Origin of the sequence: Kitasatospora sp. A2-31, assembly GCF_022288725.1 — a bacterium.
Taxonomy (GTDB): domain Bacteria; phylum Actinomycetota; class Actinomycetes; order Streptomycetales; family Streptomycetaceae; genus Kitasatospora.
This window is the reverse complement of record NZ_JAKNTA010000015.1, coordinates 161,507-180,762: the sequence shown is the minus strand read 5'-3', so window position 1 is coordinate 180,762 and position 19,256 is coordinate 161,507. Positions and strand designations below refer to the sequence as shown.

Annotated in this window: 20 protein-coding genes; 17 read left to right on the top strand and 3 right to left on the bottom strand. The window is 73.3% G+C overall.

The annotated features are described in order from the left end of the window. Positions 1 to 67: 67 nt before the first annotated feature. The 14 genes from MCM47_RS32350 (at position 68) to hypE (ending at position 13,377) form a co-directional block, all read left to right on the top strand. The gene (locus MCM47_RS32350) at positions 68 to 1,123 is read left to right on the top strand and encodes a hydrogenase expression protein HypE (RefSeq protein ID WP_238949521.1); all 1,056 of its coding nucleotides are present in this window, start codon (positions 68 to 70) and stop codon (positions 1,121 to 1,123) included. A gap of 139 nt (positions 1,124 to 1,262) precedes the next feature. Continuing rightward, positions 1,263 to 3,047, top strand: coding sequence for a nickel-dependent hydrogenase large subunit (locus tag MCM47_RS32345; RefSeq protein WP_238949520.1), 1,785 nt, complete (start codon positions 1,263 to 1,265; stop codon positions 3,045 to 3,047). Next, the gene (locus MCM47_RS32340; RefSeq protein ID WP_238949519.1) at positions 3,044 to 3,511 is read left to right on the top strand and encodes a thioredoxin; all 468 of its coding nucleotides are present in this window, start codon (positions 3,044 to 3,046) and stop codon (positions 3,509 to 3,511) included. The genes MCM47_RS32345 and MCM47_RS32340 overlap by 4 nt, the downstream gene beginning before the upstream one ends. After that, on the top strand, positions 3,508 to 4,158 hold the full coding sequence (locus MCM47_RS32335; RefSeq protein ID WP_238949517.1) for a DUF5947 family protein: 651 nt from the start codon (positions 3,508 to 3,510) through the stop codon (positions 4,156 to 4,158). The genes MCM47_RS32340 and MCM47_RS32335 overlap by 4 nt, the downstream gene beginning before the upstream one ends. After that, positions 4,155 to 4,799 carry a DUF6084 family protein gene (locus tag MCM47_RS32330; protein WP_238949515.1) on the top strand — a complete coding sequence of 215 codons (645 nt, stop codon included), beginning with the start codon at positions 4,155 to 4,157 and terminating at the stop codon, positions 4,797 to 4,799. The genes MCM47_RS32335 and MCM47_RS32330 overlap by 4 nt, the downstream gene beginning before the upstream one ends. Further along, positions 4,796 to 6,307, top strand: coding sequence for a hypothetical protein (locus MCM47_RS32325; protein ID WP_238949513.1), 1,512 nt, complete (start codon positions 4,796 to 4,798; stop codon positions 6,305 to 6,307). The genes MCM47_RS32330 and MCM47_RS32325 overlap by 4 nt, the downstream gene beginning before the upstream one ends. Then, positions 6,304 to 6,888 carry a hydrogenase maturation protease gene (locus MCM47_RS32320; protein ID WP_238949511.1) on the top strand — a complete coding sequence of 195 codons (585 nt, stop codon included), beginning with the start codon at positions 6,304 to 6,306 and terminating at the stop codon, positions 6,886 to 6,888. The genes MCM47_RS32325 and MCM47_RS32320 overlap by 4 nt, the downstream gene beginning before the upstream one ends. Beyond that, entirely contained in the window at positions 6,882 to 6,986 is a 105-nt protein-coding gene (locus tag MCM47_RS44180; protein ID WP_374209244.1) for a hypothetical protein, read from the top strand. Before MCM47_RS32320 ends, MCM47_RS44180 begins: the two co-directional genes overlap by 7 nt. Before the next feature lie 139 nt (positions 6,987 to 7,125). Further along, positions 7,126 to 7,506, top strand: a complete 381-nt coding sequence (gene hypA / locus MCM47_RS32315) for a hydrogenase maturation nickel metallochaperone HypA (RefSeq protein WP_238949509.1) — start codon at positions 7,126 to 7,128, stop codon at positions 7,504 to 7,506. A gap of 8 nt (positions 7,507 to 7,514) precedes the next feature. Further along, entirely contained in the window at positions 7,515 to 8,444 is a 930-nt protein-coding gene (hypB, locus tag MCM47_RS32310; RefSeq protein WP_238949569.1) for a hydrogenase nickel incorporation protein HypB, read from the top strand. Continuing rightward, positions 8,441 to 10,798, top strand: a complete 2,358-nt coding sequence (hypF, locus tag MCM47_RS32305) for a carbamoyltransferase HypF (RefSeq protein ID WP_238949506.1) — start codon at positions 8,441 to 8,443, stop codon at positions 10,796 to 10,798. Before hypB ends, hypF begins: the two co-directional genes overlap by 4 nt. A gap of 14 nt (positions 10,799 to 10,812) precedes the next feature. After that, the gene (locus MCM47_RS32300) at positions 10,813 to 11,103 is read left to right on the top strand and encodes a HypC/HybG/HupF family hydrogenase formation chaperone (protein ID WP_238949503.1); all 291 of its coding nucleotides are present in this window, start codon (positions 10,813 to 10,815) and stop codon (positions 11,101 to 11,103) included. Then, entirely contained in the window at positions 11,100 to 12,224 is a 1,125-nt protein-coding gene (gene hypD / locus MCM47_RS32295; RefSeq protein WP_238949502.1) for a hydrogenase formation protein HypD, read from the top strand. Before MCM47_RS32300 ends, hypD begins: the two co-directional genes overlap by 4 nt. Positions 12,225 to 12,300: 76 nt before the next feature. Then, complete coding sequence (gene hypE, locus MCM47_RS32290) at positions 12,301 to 13,377, top strand: hydrogenase expression/formation protein HypE (RefSeq protein WP_308222540.1); 1,077 nt, start codon at positions 12,301 to 12,303, stop codon at positions 13,375 to 13,377. 89 nt (positions 13,378 to 13,466) lie between these two features. Here hypE and MCM47_RS32285 read toward each other — a convergent pair whose 3' ends face one another. Next, a complete protein-coding gene (locus tag MCM47_RS32285; protein ID WP_238949498.1) occupies positions 13,467 to 15,584 on the bottom strand; it encodes a discoidin domain-containing protein in 2,118 nt (705 codons plus the stop codon). A gap of 368 nt (positions 15,585 to 15,952) precedes the next feature. After that, a complete protein-coding gene (locus tag MCM47_RS32280; protein ID WP_238949496.1) occupies positions 15,953 to 16,591 on the bottom strand; it encodes a DUF4360 domain-containing protein in 639 nt (212 codons plus the stop codon). A 264-nt stretch (positions 16,592 to 16,855) separates the two neighbouring features. Here MCM47_RS32280 and MCM47_RS32275 point away from each other — a divergent pair, with 264 nt between their 5' ends. Further along, on the top strand, positions 16,856 to 17,392 hold the full coding sequence (locus MCM47_RS32275; protein ID WP_238949493.1) for an NUDIX hydrolase family protein: 537 nt from the start codon (positions 16,856 to 16,858) through the stop codon (positions 17,390 to 17,392). Positions 17,393 to 17,415: 23 nt separating this feature from the next. Then, the gene (locus MCM47_RS32270; RefSeq protein WP_238949492.1) at positions 17,416 to 17,949 is read left to right on the top strand and encodes a TIGR00725 family protein; all 534 of its coding nucleotides are present in this window, start codon (positions 17,416 to 17,418) and stop codon (positions 17,947 to 17,949) included. A gap of 53 nt (positions 17,950 to 18,002) precedes the next feature. Here the strand turns inward: MCM47_RS32270 and MCM47_RS32265 are convergent, their stop codons facing one another. After that, on the bottom strand, positions 18,003 to 18,785 hold the full coding sequence (locus MCM47_RS32265) for an alpha/beta fold hydrolase (RefSeq protein WP_238949491.1): 783 nt from the start codon (positions 18,783 to 18,785) through the stop codon (positions 18,003 to 18,005). Between the two features lie 110 nt (positions 18,786 to 18,895). Here MCM47_RS32265 and MCM47_RS32260 point away from each other — a divergent pair, with 110 nt between their 5' ends. After that, positions 18,896 to 19,252, top strand: a complete 357-nt coding sequence (locus MCM47_RS32260) for a MerR family transcriptional regulator (RefSeq protein WP_238949490.1) — start codon at positions 18,896 to 18,898, stop codon at positions 19,250 to 19,252. Positions 19,253 to 19,256: the final 4 nt, after the last annotated feature.

The window sequence follows — 19,256 nt, the reverse complement described above, 5'->3', positions numbered from 1 at the left end:
GGGAGCAACCGCTGCTATGACTGGTTCGAGCCATTTTGTCCGGCTCCAGTTCTGAGGAGGCATCCTCATGGGTGCTGCGGAAACGAGCGCCACCGACACCGACGTGGTGCACATTCTCTGGATCAACGCGGGCCTGAGCTGCGACGGCGACTCGGTCTCCCTGACCGCCGCCATGCAGCCGAGCATCGAGGAGATCGCCACCGGCGCGCTGCCCGGCCTGCCGAAGGTCGCCGTCCACTGGCCGCTGATCGACTTCGAGTGCGGCCCGGTGCAGGGCGCGGACAACTTCGTGGAGTGGTTCTTCAAGGCCGACCGCGGCGAGATCGAGCCGTTCGTCCTGGTCGTCGAGGGCTCCATCCCGAACGAGAGCATCAAGAAGGAGGGTTACTGGTGCGGCTTCGGCGACGACCCGGAGACCGGCCAGCCGATCACCACCAGTGAGTGGCTCGACCGGCTGGCGCCCAAGGCCACCGCGGTCGTCGCGATCGGCACCTGTGCCACCTACGGCGGCATCCACGCCATGGCCGGCAACCCGACCGGGGCCATGGGCGTCCCCGACTACCTCGGGTGGGACTGGAAGTCCAAGGCCGGCCTGCCCATCGTCTGCGTGCCCGGCTGTCCCATCCAGCCGGACAACTTCGCCGAGACGCTCACCTACCTGCTGTACCAGCTGGCCGGCTCCGCGCCGATGATCCCGCTGGACGACAAGCTCCGCCCGACCTGGCTGTTCGGCGCCACCGTGCACGAGGGCTGTGACCGCGGCGGCTACTACGAGCAGGGGCAGTTCGCCACCGACTACGGCACACCGGAGTGCCTGGTGCGGCTCGGCTGCTGGGGCCCGGTCGTCAAGTGCAACGTCACCAAGCGCGGCTGGATGAACGGCATCGGCGGCTGCCCCAACGTCGGCGGCATCTGCATCGCCTGCACCATGCCCGGATTCCCGGACAAGTTCATGCCGTTCATGGACCCGCCGCCCGGCTCCCGGGTCTCCTCCAGCGCCTCCTCGGCGTACGGCGCGGTGATCCGGAAGCTGCGTTCGATCACCACGGACACCGTCGACAAGGAACCGAAGTGGCGCCACACCGGGCGCAAGCTGACGACCGGCTACCGACCCCCGTGGTGACCCGGCGGGCCGCCGCACCGAGTGCGTGCGGCCCGCTCAGCCGCTGACCCTCAAGGGTCCGCCGCCGCTCCGCCGCCCACCCCGTCCGCGGCCCGTGCGCCGCCGACCCTCCCGCCTCCAGAAGGGCACGACAGACACGATGGCACCGACGACCAACGCGACCGGCGACGGCAGCGGCCTGGTGGAGATGTCCTGGGACCCGATCACCCGGATCGTGGGCAGCCTGGGCATCCACACGAAGATCGACTTCAAGCAGAAGAGGGTCGCGGAGTGCTACAGCACCTCCTCCGTCTTCCGCGGCTACAGCGTCTTCATGCGGGGCAAGGACCCGCGCGACGCGCACTTCATCACCAGTCGCATCTGCGGCATCTGCGGGGACAACCACGCCACCTGTTCGGTCTACACCCAGAACATGGCGTACGGGGTGAAGCCCCCGCACCTCGGTGAATGGATCATCAACCTCGGCGAGGCCGCCGAGTACATGTTCGACCACAACATCTTCCAGGAGAACCTGGTCGGGGTCGACTACTGCGAGAAGATGGTCCGCGAGACCAACCCCGGCGTCCTGGAGCTGGCCGAGCGCACCGAGGCCCCGCACGCCGGCGACCACGGCTACAAGACGATCGCGGACATCATGCGCTCGCTCAACCCGATCGAGGGCGAGTTCTACCGCGAGGCCCTCCAGGTCAGCCGCTACACCCGGGAGATGTTCTGCCTGATGGAGGGCCGCCACGTGCACCCCTCCACGCTCTACCCGGGCGGCGTCGGCACGGTGGCGACGGTCCAGCTCTTCACCGACTACCTGACCCGGCTGATGCGCTACGTGGAGTTCATGAAGAAGGTCGTCCCGCTCCACGACGACCTCTTCGACTTCTTCTACCAGGCGCTGCCCGGCTACGAGGAGGTCGGCCGGCGCCGCGTCCTGCTCGGCTGCTGGGGCAGCCTCAACGACCCGGACCACTGCGACTTCACCTACCGCAACATGACGGACTGGGGACGGAAGATGTTCGTCACCCCGGGCGTCGTCGTGGACGGCAAGCTGGTCACCAACGACCTCACGAGGATCAACCTCGGCATCCGCATCCTGCTCGGCAGCTCCTACTACGAGGACTGGGAGGGCAAGGAGCTCTTCGTCACCCACGACCCGCTGGGCAACCCGGTCGACCCGCGGCACCCGTGGAACCAGCACACCGTCCCCGCCCCGCAGAAGCGCAACTTCGACGACAAGTACAGCTGGGTGATGTCCCCGCGCTGGTTCGACGGCACCGACCACCTCGCCCTCGACACCGGCGGCGGCCCGATCGCCCGCCTCTGGTCCACCGCGCTCTCCGGCCTCGTCGACATCGGCTACATCAAGGCCACCGGCCACAGCGTCCAGATCAACCTGCCCCGCTCGATGACCAAGCCCGAGGTCACCTTCGAGTGGAAGATCCCGCAGTGGAGCAACGCCCTCGAGCGCAACCGCGCCCGCACCTACTTCCAGGCCTACGCGGCCGCCGCGGCCCTGCACTTCGCCGAGAAGGCCCTCGACGAGGTCCGGGCCGGCCGCAGCCAGACCTGGGAGCGCTTCGAGGTCCCGGACGAGTCCATCGGCTGCGGCTTCACCGAGGCCGTGCGCGGCGTCCTGTCGCACCACATGGTGATCCGGGACGGCAAGATCGCCAACTACCACCCGTACCCGCCGACCCCGTGGAACGCCAGCGTCCGCGACAGCTACGGCACGCCCGGCCCGTACGAGGATGCGGTGCAGAACACGCCGATCTTCGAGGAGAACCCGCCGGACACCTTCAAGGGCATCGACATCATGCGCGCCGTTCGCAGCTTCGACCCCTGCCTGCCCTGCGGCGTCCACATGTACGTCGGCGGCGGCCGGACCGTGCAGAAGATGCACGTGCCCACGGGCCTGAGCGGGCTCACCGCATGACGGCGGAGCAGACCGGACAGCGCATCCAGGAGGCCCTCGACGAGCTCGCCGGCGGCGGCGCGCAGGCGGCGGGCGAACGACTCGTCCGCGAGCTGATGGCCTTCTACGGCGACGGCCTCGCCCGGATCGTCGGCGCGCTGCCCCCCGCGACCCTGACCCGACTGCTGGACGACCCGGCGGTGGCCGGGTTGCTGGTGCTGCACGACCTCCACCCCGAGGACACCTCCGCGCGGATCGCCCGTGCGCTCGCCCAGCTGCCCGAACCCGTCGACGTGCTCGGCTTCGACCCGGCGACCGGCGGCCTGCGGGTGCGCCGGTCCCGGAGCGGCTGCGGCTGCACCGAGCAGGACATCGAGGCCGCCCTCGCCTGCCACGCCCCCGAGGTGACGGCGGTCGAGCTGGAGCACGCCCCGCAGCTGCTGCAGATCGGCACCCGGCCCGCGGCCCCGGCGGAGGTGCGATGAGCACCCTTCGACTCACCCGCCCCGGCACGGCCCTGCTGCGCCGGCTGCGCGAGCCGGCACCCCCGCAGCCGGAGCGCTGCGCGTTCTGCGGCAGCGCCGTCCCCGTGGACCACCGCCACCTGGTGGACACCGAGGAGCAGGCCCTCACCTGCGTCTGCACGGCGTGCTCGCTGCTCTTCCAGCAGCCCGGTGCGGCCGGCGGCCGCTACCGGACCGTGCCCGACCGCTACCTGACCGACCCGGACCACCGGCTCGGTGACCGGGAGTGGACGGCACTCGGCGTCCCGGTCGGCACCGCCTTCGTCTTCCGCAACTCCCGGCACGACCGGCTGGTGCTGCTCTACCCGGGCCCCGGCGGGGCGACCGAGAGCGAGCCGGACGAGGCGGCCTGGCAGGCCGCGCTCGGCGGCGGACGGCTCGCCGCCGAACTCCGTCCCGACGTCGAGGCGCTGCTGCTGCGCCGGACGGCGGCCGACGGGATCCGGTGCTTCCTCGTCCCGATCGACGCCTGCTACGAACTGGTCGGCCGGCTCCGGCGGTGCTGGAAGGGCTTCGACGGCGGCCGGGAGGCCCGGGCCGAGCTCGACGCCTTCTTCACCCGCGTCGCCGACCGGACCCGGCCGCTGCGGACGGAGGCGGTCTCGTGACCGTCCTCTCGTTCGCCTGCACCGGCGTGCGGGCCGACCCCTACGCCGCCGGGCCGACCCTGCTCTTCCGGCTGCGGATCACCGCCCCCGCCGGGACGGCGGTCCACGCCCTGGCGCTCCGCTGCCAGCTGCGGATCGAACCCGCCCGGCGCTCCTACGGCGAGGCCGAGGGCGAGCGGCTGGTCGACCTGTTCGGCGAGCGCTCCCGCTGGGGCAGCACCCTGAACCCGGTCCAGTTCGCCCAGGTCCCCCTGATGGTCCCGGGCTTCACCGGCGAGACCGAGGCGGACCTCGTCGTCCCGTGCACCTACGACATGGACGTCTCCTGCGCCCGCTACCTCGCGGCGCTGGACGGCGGTGACGTGCCGCTCCTGCTGCTGTTCTCCGGCACGGCGTTCACCGGCCCCGGCGGGTTCCAGGTCGCGCCGGTGCCCTGGGACCGCGAGGCCACGGTGCGGATGCCCGTGCAAGTCTGGCAGGAGGCGATCGACCAGCACTTCCCGGGCTGCGGGTGGCTGCGGCTGCCGGACGACCTGATGGCGGAACTGCTCGCCTACCGGTCCCGCCGGGCCCTGCCGTCCTGGGAGGCCACCGTCCGCGACCTGCTGGGCGCGGCCGAGACCGCGGGGGTCGTCCGATGACCGCCGCGGGCGCAGGTGTCCCGGGCGCGGGTGTCCCGGACGCGGGTGTCGCGGGCACGGGGGTTGCTGGTACGGGGGTTGCCGGTACGGGTGTTGCCGAGGCGCACGCTTCGAGGGCCGGTGCTGCGGGTGCCGGTGTCGCGGGCCGGGTCTTCCCGGAGGAGGTCGACCGGCGGTTCGCCCAGGCCCGGCAGATCGCCGACGCCGTCCTCTTCGAGGGCTACGTGCTCTACCCGTACCGTGCGTCGGCGGCCAAGAACCGGCTGCGCTGGCAGTTCGGCGTCCTGGTCCCCCCCGGCTACGGCGAGGACAGCGGCGAGCACTCCCACCAGCGCACCGAGTGCCTGATGGAGCCGCGCCCCGGGGACCGGCTCGCCGTGGAGTTGCGGTTCCTGCGGGCCCAGCGCCGGACCGTCCAACGGACCACCGCCACCGGCGGGTTCGAATCCGTCGACGAGCTGGAGCTCGCCGACCGGGTCCTCGTCCCCTGGGACGAGGGGGTCGAGGAGCGGATCGAACTGCTCGTGCCGGTCGACGAGCTGGCCGGTGAGGGGATCGTCCGGCGGTTCGACCTGCCGGCCTGCGAGGAGATGGAGTCGCTGCGCGAGGACGGCGCCCCGGTCGGTCGGATACTGCGCCGACGCGAGCGCGTCGACGGGCTGCTGCGGCTCTCGGCGCAGGAGGTGCCGGGCCCCTACGCGGTGCGGAAGTTGACCGTCGTGGTGGAGAACACCGCCCGCTGGACGCCGCCGACCGAAGCCCGACGCGACGCGGCGCTGCCGCGCGCGCTGGTCTCGGCGCACCTGCTGCTCGGACTCGACCGCGGCTCCTTCCTGTCGGTGACGGACCCGCCCGAGTGGGCCCGGTCGGCCGCCGGAGGGTGCCGCAACGAGCACACCTGGCCCGTCCTGGCCGGCCCGCCGGGCCGCGGCCAGGTCGTGCTCTCCTCGCCGATCATCCTGGAGGACCACCCCCACGTCGCACCGGAGAGCCCCGGTGCGCTCTACGACGCGACCGAGATCGACGAGATCCTCGCCCTGCGGACCGCCGCCCTGACCGACCGCGAGAAGCGCGAGGCTCGCGGCACGGACGAGCGGGCGGGCGCCGTGATCGACCTCGCCGACTCGATGCCCCCGGAGGTGCTGGAGCGGCTGCACGGCGCCGTCCGGGGCCTGCGCGAGATCACCGGGAACGCGCCCGAGCAGCCCTGGTGGGACCCTGCCGCCGAGGGGGAGGCCGACCCCGACCGGGACCGGGTGGTGGTCGACGGCCGCGAGGTCGGCGCCGGCAGCCGGGTGCTGCTCCGGCCCGGGCAGCGCCGCACCGACGCCCAGGACCTCTTCCTGCACGGGCGCACCGCCGTCGTCGAGGCCGTGCTGCACGACGTCGACGGCTCGGTGCACCTGGCCGTGACGGTGGAGGACGACCCCGGCGCCGACCTCTGGCGGGCCCAGGGCCGGTTCCGCTACTTCCAGCCGGACGAGGTCACCCCGTTGGAGGGGCCGTGACGGGGCGGACGGAACGGACCGGGCGGTCGGAACGGGCACCGGCCGAGGAGGGCCGGGTGCTGGTCGCCGGGGTGGGCAACATCTTCCTGGGCGACGACGGGTTCGGCGTGGAGGCGGTGCGGCGGCTGGCCGGCCGACCGCTGCCGGACGACGTCGAGGTCCTCGACGTCGGGGTGCGCGGCGTCCACCTGGCCTACCAGCTCCTGGACGGCTACCGGATGCTGGTGCTCGTCGACGCCACCGCGCGCGGCGGCGAGCCCGGCACGGTCTACCTGATCGAGCCGGACGCCGGCCCGGTCGAGAGCCCCGGCGGCGAGGGTCCGGGCCCGGCTCGGGCGCCCGTGCTGGACGGGCACCGCATGGGCCCGGACGCGGTGCTCGCGCTCCTCTCCACGTTGGCCGCCGGAACGGGCGGCACCGCGCCCGAGCGGGTCCTCGTGGTGGGGTGCGAGCCGGCGTCACTGGAGGAGGGCATCGGGCTGAGTGCCCCGGTGGCCGCCGCCGTCGAGGAGGCGGTCGGCGTGATCCTGCGGGTGGTCGGGGCGGACACCCACGCGAAGAGAGAGGCATCACCATGCTGAAGAACCTGCTTGGCGCGGCCGTGGTGGCCGCGGCCGCGGCCCTGGTCTGGCAGAGCCTGCCCGACCTAAAGCGCTATCTGCGCATCATGCGGATGTGAGGTCCGGCCCGCACCGGGCCGGACGCCGCATTGCGGCGAACGGCGTACTCCGGGCGCGGTGGCGGCGCGGCTCCCGGCCGATGCCCGCCACCGCGCCCTGTAATGAACCCTGTTGCCTCCGACGGCGGGAGCAGGGCCGGTGCACGAGATGTCGATCGCGACGGCGGTGGTCGAGCAGGTGGACGCGGCTGCCCGCGAGCACGAAGCGGACGGCGTGGCCAGGGTCCGCCTGCAGGTGGGGGAACTCGCCGGGGTGGTGCCCGCGGCCCTGGACTTCTGCTTCGGACTCGCCAGCGCCGGAACGCTGGTGGAGGGTGCGGTCCTGGAGACCGAGGCGGTTGCGGCCCGTGCGAAGTGCTCCCCGTGCGGCGTCGAATGGGCGGTGGGCATGCCGCCCGACCTGGGCTGTCCGCACTGCGACGGCGGCGACGTCGAACTGCTGGCCGGCCGGGAGCTGCAGATCCTCGGCGTCGAGTGGGCGCAGGACCCCGCCGGCGTCCGGGCCGATCGGAAAGGCTGATGAGAACGATGTGTCGCACGGTGGAACTCCGGCAGGCGGTCCTGGCCCGCAACGACGACGGCGCGCGGGAGCTGCGCGCCGAACTCGCGGCCCGCGGAACCGTCGCGGTGAACCTGCTCTCCAGCCCGGGCAGCGGGAAGACGGCGCTGCTGGAGGCCGAGCTCGGGCTGGCCCGGCGGCGCGGTGTGCCGGTCGCCGCCCTCACCGCGGACCTCGCGACCGAGAACGACGCGGTGCGGCTGGCCCGGTCCGGCGCCCCGGTCAAGCAGGTGCTCACCGACGGTCTCTGCCACCTGGAGACCGCGATGCTCCGCGAGCACCTCGCGGGCTGGCTGCCGCCGGACACCCGGCTGCTGTTCGTGGAGAACGTCGGCAACCTGGTCTGCCCGGCCTCGTACGACCTGGGGGAGTCGCTGAGGGTGGTGCTCGCCTCCACCACCGAGGGGGAGGACAAGCCGCTCAAGTACCCGACCGCGTTCGGACTCGCCAACCTGGTGCTGGTGACCAAGGCGGACCTCGCGGAGGCGGTGGAGTTCGACGAGGCCGCGTTCCTGGCGAGCGTCGCGCGGGTCAACCCGGGGGTGGAGGTGCTGTTCACCTCGGCCCGGACCGGCCGGGGGGTGGGGGTGCTGCTGGAGCGGGCCCTCGCGGTGCTGGACGGCGCCGCCGTGCACCGGCCGGTCATGGCGGGCACCGCCGCAGCCTCGCGCGGGCACACGCACGCCCCGTCGCCGTCGTCGCTCCCCTCCTCGGCCCTGCACGGACACGCGCACGGGCACTCGCACGGGCACGGGCACGGGCCCTCGCGCGGGGACGGTGACGGGGACGGGCAGGTGCACGGGGGCGATCACGCCCACGAGGACGACGACCACCCGCACGCCCACGGTCCCGCCGACGGGCACGTGCACCCGCACGCCCGGGTGGCGGAACCGTCGTGACGGCCGCTCAGCCGCCGGCCGTCGTGGAGCGGCGCAGGGTCGCCGTCCGCGGACTCGTCCAGGGCGTCGGCTTCCGGCCGTTCGTCTTCACCCTCGCCACCGAACTCGGCCTGGCCGGCAGCGTCACCAACACCGGCCAGGGGGTGCTGGCCGAGGTGGAGGGGCGGCCGGAGTCGGTGGACGCGTTCTGCCACCGGGTCGCCACCGACGCGCCGCCGCTGGCGCAGGTCGCCTCGGTGGAACACGAAGCGCTCGCGCCCACCGGGGCGGCCGGCTTCGCCATCGCCCCGTCCCGGACCGGCGGTCCGCAGCTGACGCTGATCCCGCCGGACACCGCCACCTGTGCGGACTGCCTGGCCGAACTCGCCGACCCCGCCGACCGCCGTTACCGCCACCCGTTCATCAGCTGCACCAACTGCGGGCCCCGCCACACCATCGTCACCGGCCTGCCGTACGACCGGGCCAACACCACCATGGCCGAGTTCCCGATGTGCCGGGACTGCGCCCGGGAGTACCGCGACCCCGCCGACCGGCGCTTCCACGCCCAGCCGGTCGCCTGCCACGCGTGCGGCCCCGGACTCGCGCTCGTGGTGCCCGGACTGCCCACGCTGGACGGCGAGGAGGCGCTCTCCGAGGCCCGGCGGTTGCTGCAGGGCGGGGCGATCCTGGCCGTCAAGGGACTCGGCGGCTACCACCTGGCCTGCGACGCGCGCAACGGCGGGAGCGTCGCCCGGCTCCGCCGACGCAAGCGGCGCGGGGCCAAACCGTTCGCCCTGATGGCGCGCGACCTCGGCGAGCTCGCCGGACTGGTCCGCCCGGGGCCGACGGAGGTGGAGCTGCTGACCGGTCCCGCGCGGCCGATCGTCCTGCTGCGCCGGTGCGCCGGGTCGCCGTCGGCTTCGTCCGGTCCGCCGTCGGCGCCCCCGGACGCCGCGCTGGACGGGGTGGCGCCCGGCAGCCCCGACCTCGGCGTGATGCTGCCGTACACGCCGCTGCACCACCTGCTGCTCGCCCCGCCCGGCCCCGGTCTGCTGGTGATGACCAGCGCCAACCTGTCCGGCGAGCCGATCGTCACCGACGACCGGGACGCCTTCGCCCGGCTCGCGCCGCTGGTCGACGCCTGGCTGACGCACGACCGGCCCATCCACGTGCCCTGCGAGGACTCGGTGGTGCGGGTCGTGGACGGCGAACAGCTGCCGGTGCGCCGTTCGCGCGGGCACGCGCCGCTGCCCCTGCCGCTCCCGGTGCCGGTCCGGCCGGTGCTGGCCGTCGGCGGCGACCTCAAGAACACCTTCGCGCTCGCGCAGGACGGCTACGCGTGGCTGTCCGGCCATATCGGGGACATGGACGACCTCGCCACCCTCGACGCCTTCGACCGGGCGGTGGCGCACCTCGGTGCGGTCACCGGCGTCCGGCCCGAGCTGCTGGCCGTGGACCGGCACCCCGGCTACCGGTCCGTCCGGCACGCCCGGTCAGCCGCCGGGAGCCGGGAGGTCCGGGCGGTGCAGCACCACCACGCGCACATCGCCTCGGTCATGGCCGAGCACGGCCTCGACGGCAGCCGCCCGGTCGTCGGCGTCGCGTTCGACGGCACCGGCTACGGTGACGACGGCGCCGTCTGGGGCGGCGAGGTCCTGCTGGCCGACTACGACGGCTACCGCCGCCTCGCTCACCTCGCCTACGTCCCCCTGCCGGGCGGGGATGCGGCCGTGGTCCGCCCGTACCGGATGGCGCTGGCCCACCTGCGCGCCGCGGGCCTGCCGTGGGCCGCCGAGCTGGCGCCGGTGCGGGCCTGCCCCGAGGACGAACTGCGAGTCCTGGAAACCCAGTTGGACCGATCGCTGAACTGCGTCCCGACGTCCAGCATGGGGCGGCTCTTCGACGCGGTGTCCTCCCTGGCCGGTGTCTGCCAGCGGGCCGAGTACGAGGCGCAGGCGGCGATCGAGCTGGAGGCCGCGGCGCTGGCACACGGCCCCGCCGACGGCTACGCGTTCGGCCTGCGGCCGGTGGACGGGGCGCTGGCCGCCGACCCGGCACCGGTGTTCGCCGGCGTGCTGGCCGACCTCGCCGCCGGCGCCCCGGCGGGCCTGGTCGCGGCACGCTTCCACGGCGCGGTGGCCGGTCTGGTCCGCACGCTCTGCCGGACCGCCCGGGAGCGGCACGGCATCGGCACGGTCGCGCTGACGGGCGGCGTCTTCGCCAACGCGCTGCTGTCCTCCGCCTGTTCGCGCGGCCTGGCGGCGGACGGATTCACCGTGCTGCGGCACCGCCGGGTGCCGCCCAACGACGGAGGACTGGCGCTCGGCCAGCTGATGGTGGCCGCCCGGGCCGCCGCCGGCTCGGCCGCCACCTGAGAGGAGAGAGCCGCATGTGCCTGGCGGTGCCCGGAAGGGTGATGGAGATCATGGAGCGCGACGGGGCCCGGATGGCGGTGGTGGACTTCGGCGGAGTCGTCAAGGACGTCTGCCTGGAGTACCTGCCCGACCTGCAGGTGGGTGAGTACGCGATCGTGCACGTCGGCTTCGCGCTGCAGCGGTTGGACGAGGAGTCGGCGCGCCGGACGCTCGACCTCTTCGCCGAACTAGGTCTGCTGCAGGAGGAGTTCGGCGACCCGTGGGAGGCGGCGGCCGGCGGCGCGAGGAAGGAGGAGCTGCGGTGAAGTACCTGGAGGACTTCCAGAACCCGGAGTTGGCCCGAGGGTTGCTCGCCGACATCAGGGCGACGGTCACCCGGCCGTGGGCGCTGATGGAGGTGTGCGGCGGGCAGACCCACACCATCATTCGACACGGCATCGATCAACTGCTGCCGAAGGAGGTCGAGTTGATCCACGGACCGGGGTGTCCGGTCTGCGTCACCCCGCTGGAGGTGATCGACCGGGCGTTGGCGATCGCGGCCCGGCCGGGGGTGGTCTTCTGCTCGTTCGGCGACATGCTGCGGGTGCCCGGTACCGACCGCGACCTCTTCCGGGTCCGCGGCGAGGGCGGCGACGTCCGGGTGGTGTACTCGCCGCTCGACGCCCTCCGGATCGCGCGCGAGAACCCGGACCGCGAGGTCGTGTTCTTCGGCATCGGCTTCGAGACCACCGCCCCGCCCAACGCGATGGCCGTCGTCCAGGCCAAGAAGCAGGGCGTGCGCAACTTCAGCATGCTCGTCTCGCACGTGCGGGTGCCCCCGGCCATCGAGGCGATCATGAACTCGCCGGACTGCCGGGTCCAGGGGTTCCTCGCCGCCGGGCACGTGTGCAGCGTGATGGGCACCGCCGAGTACCCCGCGCTGGCCGAGCGCCACCGGGTGCCGATCGTGGTCACCGGCTTCGAGCCGCTGGACATCCTGGAAGGGATCCGGTGCACCGTAAAGCAGTTGGAGCGCGGTGAGCACACCGTCGAGAACGCCTACGCGCGGGCCGTCCGGCCCGAGGGCAACCCGGCGGCCCTGGCCGTGCTGGAGGATGTCTTCGAGGTGACCGACCGGTCCTGGCGCGGCATCGGCGTCATCCCGCGGAGCGGCTGGCAACTCTCGCCGCGATACCGGGAGTTCGACGCCGAGCACCGCTTCGACGTGGCCGGGATCAGGACCCGCGAGCCCGAGCAGTGCCGGGCCGGCGAAGTCCTGCAGGGCCTGCTGAAGCCGGACCAGTGCGAGGCCTTCGGCACCACCTGCACCCCGCGGACCCCGCTCGGCGCCACCATGGTGTCCAGCGAGGGGGCCTGCGCCGCGTACTACCTCTACCGGCGGCTGAGCACGCCGGCCGTCCCCCGGGAGGCGAGCCCTGTTGGCTGAGACCGAGACCCTGACCGCCGCGTCGTCCGCTGCGCGCGGTGCGGCGCCGTCCGCCGCCCCGACGGTGGAGCCGTCCGTGGCGTCGTCCGAAGTACCGCCCGGGGCACCGGACTTCTCCGGGTGGAGCTGCCCGGTGCCCCTGCGGGACCACCCGCGGGTGGTGATGGGGCACGGCGGAGGCGGGGCCATGTCGGCCGAGCTGGTGGAGAACGTCTTCGCCCCGGCCTTCGGCGGGCCGGTGCTCGCCGGGCTCGGCGACTCCGCCGTCCTGGAACTCGGTGGCGCCCGGCTGGCCTTCTCGACCGACTCCTACGTCGTCCGGCCGCTGTTCTTCCCCGGCGGCAGCATCGGCGACCTCGCGGTCAACGGCACGGTCAACGACCTCGCCATGAGCGGCGCCCGCGCCGCCTACCTGTCGTGCGGCTTCATCCTGGAGGAGGGCGTGGAGACGGCCGTCGTGGACCGGGTCGCCCGGGCGCTCGGTGCGGCCGCCCGGGCGGCCGGGGTGGAGGTCGCCACCGGGGACACCAAGGTGGTCGAGGCCGGCCACGGTGACGGCATCTACCTCAACACCGCCGGTATCGGCCTCGTCCCGGCCGGCGTGGACATCAGGCCGCAGCGCGCCGTCCCGGGTGACGTGGTGATCGTCAGCGGGGAGATCGGCCTGCACGGGGTCGCGATCATGAGCGTCCGCGAGGGCCTGGAGTTCGGGGTGGAGATCGAGAGCGACTGTGCCGCCCTCGGCGGTCTGGTCGACGCCATGCTGGCCGTCACCCCCGACCTCCACGTGCTGCGGGACCCCACCCGGGGAGGCCTGGCCGCGGCGCTCAACGAGATCGCGGCCGCCGCCGGCGTCGGCGTCACGGTGAGCGAGCGGGCGATCCCCGTGCCCGCGCAGGTGGCCAACGCCTGCGCCGTCCTCGGTCTCGACCCGATGTACGTCGCCAACGAGGGCAAGCTGGTCGCCTTCGTGCCGCGCGAGCACGCCGAGGCCGTCCTCGCCGCCATGCGGGCCCACCCGCTCGGTGCACGGGCCGCGGTGGTCGGCGAGTGCGTCGCCGAGCACCCCGGCATGGTCGTCGCCCGGACGCCGCTCGGCGGCACCCGCGTGGTCGACCTCCCGCTCGGCGAGCAACTGCCCCGGATCTGCTGACCGCCTGCCGGCGGGCGCCGGTCCGGACGGTGACGGGCCCCCGGCGGCGCAGTGCGCTGCCGGGGGCCCGCGGGGGAGCGGGGTGGGCGTCAGATGCTGTAGACGCCGACCTCGTGGAGGGAGTAGCCCCACTGGGTGCCCCGTTGCTGCCCCTGGATGCGCAGGTAGCGGGCGGGGACGCCGGCGAAGCGTGCGGTGTCGAGGCCGCCGTCACCGGTGGTCGTGGACCAGACGGACTGCCAGGTGCTGCCGTCGGTCGAGACCTCGATCCGGTAGGCCCGGGCGTAGGCGCGCTCCCAGTCCAGGGTGACGCGCCCGACCAGCTGGGTGGAGCCGAGGTCGATCCGCAGCCACTGGTCGTCGCTCCACTCGCTGGCCCAGCGGGTGCCCGTGTCGCCGTCCACCGACCGACCGGAGGCGTAGCTGACGAACGGGTTCCACCACTCCGTCGAGCTCGCCGCGGTGGGCTCGCCCGCGGCGAGGTTCACCGAGGCGCGGTGGTGCTCCGAGGCGCCCCAGGTGGTGAGGTAGGACTCGGCGCCCCGGAAGAGGTCGTCCACCACGTCCTGCCCGCCGACCTGGCGGATGTCCTCGATCCAGTCCGGGACGAGGCCGTAGTGCGCGGCGCCGTCCGTGTTGAGGTCCCAGGTGCGCTCGCCGGTGGTCTGGCGGTCGATGAGCGAGCCGCCGTCGACGCTGCGGAACGGGTACCGCACCGGGTTGGGGGTGTTCGTGCCCCGCGGGCCGGGCCAGCCGCCGACGCCGTTCATGTCGGTGCCGTAGCCGTAGCCCACGTGGTACTTGTCGCGCAGCGCGTCGGTGCGCTTCGCCTCCGAGCTGAACCCCTCGGCGCCGTGCATGTACTGGGCCACGAAGCCGCCCATCTTGTAGACCCGCTCGGTCCAGTCGAGGTCCATCCAGCTGTGCGAGGAGATCACGCCCGGGTACGACTCGGACTCCAGGATGTCGAAGGCGCGGCCGGCCGCCTTGACGCTCATGTGGTCCACTTCGAGCATCATCTTGCGCTTCATCATGCCGCGGACGGCGTACTCGCCCAGCTCGGTGAGGCCGCGGGTGTTGCACTGGGCGTCGGCGGCGTACGACGGGACCGTGACTCCCTCGGGCAGTAGCGCCTGGGTGGCCGGGGTGGGGGCCAGACCGATCGGGTTGTCGTGCTGCGGCCCCGCGCACGTCTCCGTCTTCCAGAAGGTGCCGGTCGACAGGAACTGGCCGGCGTTGATCGCCGTGCCGAGCGCGCCCTCGTCGAAGCGGACCCCGCACAGCGCGTTGTCGAACTTGTGGCAGAGGAACATGCTGCGCACGCCGAGCCCGTAGAGCTCGTCCAGGCCGCGGTCGATGTCGGCGCGGCTGCACTGCGCGACGTCCAGGATCTGCTTGCAGCCGAAGGGTTCGGAGGTCTCCACGCCCAGGACGACCGCCAGCTTGCCCTGCTGGATGACGTCGCGGGCCTGGCCGCTGTCCGTGACGATCCGGAACCAGCCCTTGCCCGGGCCGCCGTACATCGCGTCGATGTAGGCCTGCAGCTCGTAAGTCTTCTGGGCCTGCAGGCGGATGGAGGTCATCTCGTCGCAGCTGCGGTCCTTGAAGAAGTAGACCGAGCAGATCACGCCGTTGGTGACCAGGTCGTTGACGAGCACCCGCTGACCGCCGCGCCACGCCCGCTCGACCCAGGCGTAGTAGCTCTGCTGGTGGGTCATCGAGTCGTGGGCGGGCCAGTCGACGAAGGTCGGCCAGCCGTTCGGGTCGTGCTTACCGTCGCCGCCCTTGGTGATGAGATCGAAGATCGCGAGCGATCCGTCGGGGTAGTGCTCGGGGCAGTCCTTGAGCGCATCGGCGATGCCCTGCGGGGAGAAGGTCTTGCCGCAGATGAGGCGGCCGCCGAACGCCTCGTTGGACATCAGGTGGGTGTGCGCGTCGACGAAGCCGCGCACGTGCCCCTGGGCGTCGGTGCCCTTGAAGGGCTCGCCCGTGACGTTGATCTGCGAATCGGGCGCGGGGCGTGCGGTCGGGACCCACCAGCCCGTCTCGCCCGAGGCGGCCGGCGCCGGAGCGGCGAGCACCACGGCGAAGAGGGTGAGGAGCGCGGACAGGACCGTGGCGATCCGGAACCGGCTCCGGCGGCCGGGGCCGGCGAGGGGGCGGGGTTGTCGGTGCGATCGGGGGTGCGTGTCGGGGAGTTGCGTCATGGTCACCACTCAGGTCTGTGACGAGCGGACGACGCGGTCGCGCGCAGCCGGCCCGTCCAGGGCACCCGAGGGGCACACGGTCACCCGGCCGGGCCGACTGTCATGTCCCGCGTACTCGATGTGACGAGGATCACCACTGTTGGAATATCTGTCAACAGTGCGGACGGATTTGCCTGTCGGTCGATCAGGGGGCCTGCCTTGGAGAGGGATTGACCCGGTGGCTGCCTCGCTCGTGACGCGGGGCGAGGGGTGCCGCGGGGCGTTGGCCGTGGATCCGGGAGGGGGTGTGGATCCGGCGGCCGGTGGGGAGCGGACGTGGCGCAGCGCCGCAGCCGGGGCACTGCGGCGCTGCGCCGGGGGAGGTGGAATCAGGGGCAGTGCTTCCAGGCCATGTGGTAGACCGTGTTGATGTCCCCGTCCGTCGAGTCCATCGTCATGAAGCTGGTGGTGCGGCTGGTGTCCGAAGTGCCGGCGTTGACCCGCAGTTCGGTGTTGATGTTGAAGTTGCGCTGTTCGCCGCAGGGGGCGTAGACCAGGGCGGCGACGTCGACGACGTCGGTCGCCTGCCAGCTGTCGTCGGTCGGGCCGGTGAACCGGTGGTTCTGGTAGGCGGTCTGGGCCTGGCCCTGGAAGTAGTAGTTGGCCCGCTGGGTGCCGCTCGCGCCCTTCTCCAGGTGGGCGAAGCCCCGGTAGTCGGCGGAGGCGATGGCGTACGTGAAGCCCTGCGGCACGTGGACGACGAGACTGAGCTGGCAGTTCTTGCGGAAGTCGGTCGGCTTGGAGCCGACCCCCACCTGGGCGAGGTAGCTGCTGTACGTGACGGTGAAGGCGGTGTTGTCCGTGGAGACGGCGACGGCGGCCGTTCCCGCCGGACAGCCGGAGCCGTTGACCGTTGCGACATCGATGACGATCTTGTCGGGCGGCGTCGGGAGCGTGCCGGCCGAGGCCGGCGAGGCGGTGAGCGATGCGGCGACGACCCCCGTCGCGGCCAGAGCGCGGAGCAGCATGGGCTTCCCCTTCCATGGTCCACGGAACCGGGGCGGGCGCGGTGTTGTCGGTCCGAGCCGGGCTCCGGAGTTGACGCGTACATGTCAGCACAGGCTGCGGGCTCGTGTACAGGGGGCGACCGGACACTGCGGGTGACCGGGGATCCTGAATCGGTGATCGTCCGGCTGCGGCGCGCCGCAGCGGAGTGCGCCCGCGCTGCCGCGGCCCGGCGTATGCTGGCGGGGCGTCAGTACGGCGGAGGCCGGGGAACGTACGATCACCCCATGTCTGACACGACGGAAACCACGCCGGGCTGGCTCGCTCCCGAGGAGCTCGAGACCACGCGGGCCCGGATGCCGATCCTCTACGTCGAGGCCGTGCCGGTGCGCGTCGACGACGCCGGCGAGGTCACCCAGATCGGGCTCCTGCTGCGAATCGGGCCGGACGGGACGGTCAGCCGGACGCTGGTCTCCGGACGCGTGCTGCACCACGAGCGGATCCGCGACGCACTGCTGCGGCACCTGGAGAAGGACCTCGGGCCGGTGGCGCTGCCCCGGATCCCGGCCTCGCTGCAGCCGTTCACCGTCGCCGAGTACTTCCCGACCCTGGGCATCACCGAGTTCCACGACCCCCGTCAGCACGCGGTCTCGCTCGCCTACATCATCCCGGTGGCGGGCGACTGCCGACCGCGCCAGGACGCACTCGACCTGGTCTGGTTCAGCCCGCAGGAGGCCTCCTCGCCGCTGGTGCAGCAGGAGATGCCCGGCGGCCAGGGCGTGCTTCTGAAGCGGGCCCTCGCGCACGTCGGCTGCCTGTCCTGAGCCCACGGCCGTAGGCTTTCGGTGTGACCTCTTCCCCGTCCTCCTCCGTGCCCTACGTCGCCGTCGTCGGACCGGGCGACGTCGGGCCGGAGGAGGACGCGGCCGCCGAGGCGGTCGGCCGGCTGCTCGCCGAGCGGGGGGCCGTCGTCGTCTGCGGCGGACTGGGCGGTGTGATGGCCGCCGCGGCCCGGGGCGCCCGTGCGGGCGGCGGGGTCTCGGTCGGCCTGCTCCCCGGGCGGGACCGTGCGGCCGCCAACCCGTACCTCTCCGTCGCGCTCCCCACCGGGATGGGGCAGCTGCGCAACGGCCTCGTGGTAGCCGCCGCGGACGCCGTCATCGCGGTGGGCGGCAGCTGGGGGACCCTCAGCGAGGTCGCCCTCGCCCTCCGTGCCGGCCGGCCCGTGGTCGCGCTCGGCGGCTGGCGGGTCGCCGGCGGGCCGGCGCCGGTGGTGCCGCCCGGCCCGGTCGAGGCCGACAGCCCGGAGGCCGCCGTGGCCGCGGCCCTGGCGGCGGCTCCCGGGGCGGAGGCGGGGCCGGGGCGGCCGGGCGGTTCCTGAGGGGGAGCGCCCTTACGGCCCCGCGGTCGACCGGGTGGCCGGTGGTGCGGTGCTCAGAGGCCGTGGCGGGCCAGGAAGCCGGTGACCAGGCTGTGCCACTGCTCGGGCTGCTCGGCCATGAGCACATGGCCGACAGGGAGTTCGGCGTACTCCGATCCGCGGATCGACTCGGCCAGGAAGCGTGAGTTGGCCGGGGAGACCAGCAGGTCGGCGGTCGCGTTGACGACGAGGGTGGGCACGGTGATCGAGGCGAGGTCGCCGGTGGTGTCGGCCTCGGCCACCAGCCCGGCCTGGGCCCGCGTACCGGTGGGGACAGTCGCGGCCACCTGGGCCACCAGGGCCGGGAACGCCTCGGGGGGAAGGGCGTTGACGAAGTCGGCACTGAAGCCGGTGGTGAGAGCGAGTCGGGCGAAGCCGTCGAGATCGCCGCGCTCGAGCGCGTCCTGCCACAGCTGCATCAGCAGCCGGAGCCGGTTGTCAGCCTTCGCGAACCCGGCCGCCAGGACGAGCCCGCGCACCCGCTCGGGGTGGCGGGCGGCGGCCCGGACGGCCACCGCCGTGCCCAGCGAGTAGCCGACCACCGTGAAGGTCTCGACACCCGCCCCGACCGCACTCTCGACGAGGGCGTCGGCCAGGCGGTCCAGCTGCAGGGGGGTGTCGGTGGCCGGGTAGGAGGGGGCGACGACGGTGTGATCCCGGCCCAGGAGCGGGATCAGGGGGCCGAAGTTGTTCGGGATGTCGCCGGAGGCGCCGTGGGCGAGCAGGATGCCGGGTCCGGAACCGGAGACCTCGGTCGTCAGGGACAGGGAATGCCGGGGCGTCGAAATCTCGTTCATGGCGGTTACGCTAGGCATTCACACCGGTGTGAAGGTCAAGCCCGTCGCGTCGTCAGTTCCGGCGCGCCCGGGCCGCGTCCGCCGGTCGACCCCGAGAGGAGCGCGAGCACATGCGCATCGGTGACCTGGCGCGCCGGACGGGCGTCCCGGCGCGACTGCTCCGGTACTACGAGGAGCAGGGCCTGCTCCACCCCGAGCGGGACACCAACGGTTACCGCAGCTACGCCCCGGACGCGGTGTCCACCGTGCTGCGCATCCGCGACCTCCTCGATGCCGGTCTGACCACCGAGGCCATCGGCCGGCTGCTGCCCTGTGCCCACGACGACGAGCCCGGTGTCGCCCCCTGCACCCGCTCGCTCGGGGTCATGGACGAGCGCCTGGACTCCCTGGCGGAGCAGATCGCCCGCCTGCAGCGGCAGCAGGAGCTCCTCGCCGCGCAGCGCGAGGCGACGGTGCTGCGGGGCTGACCTC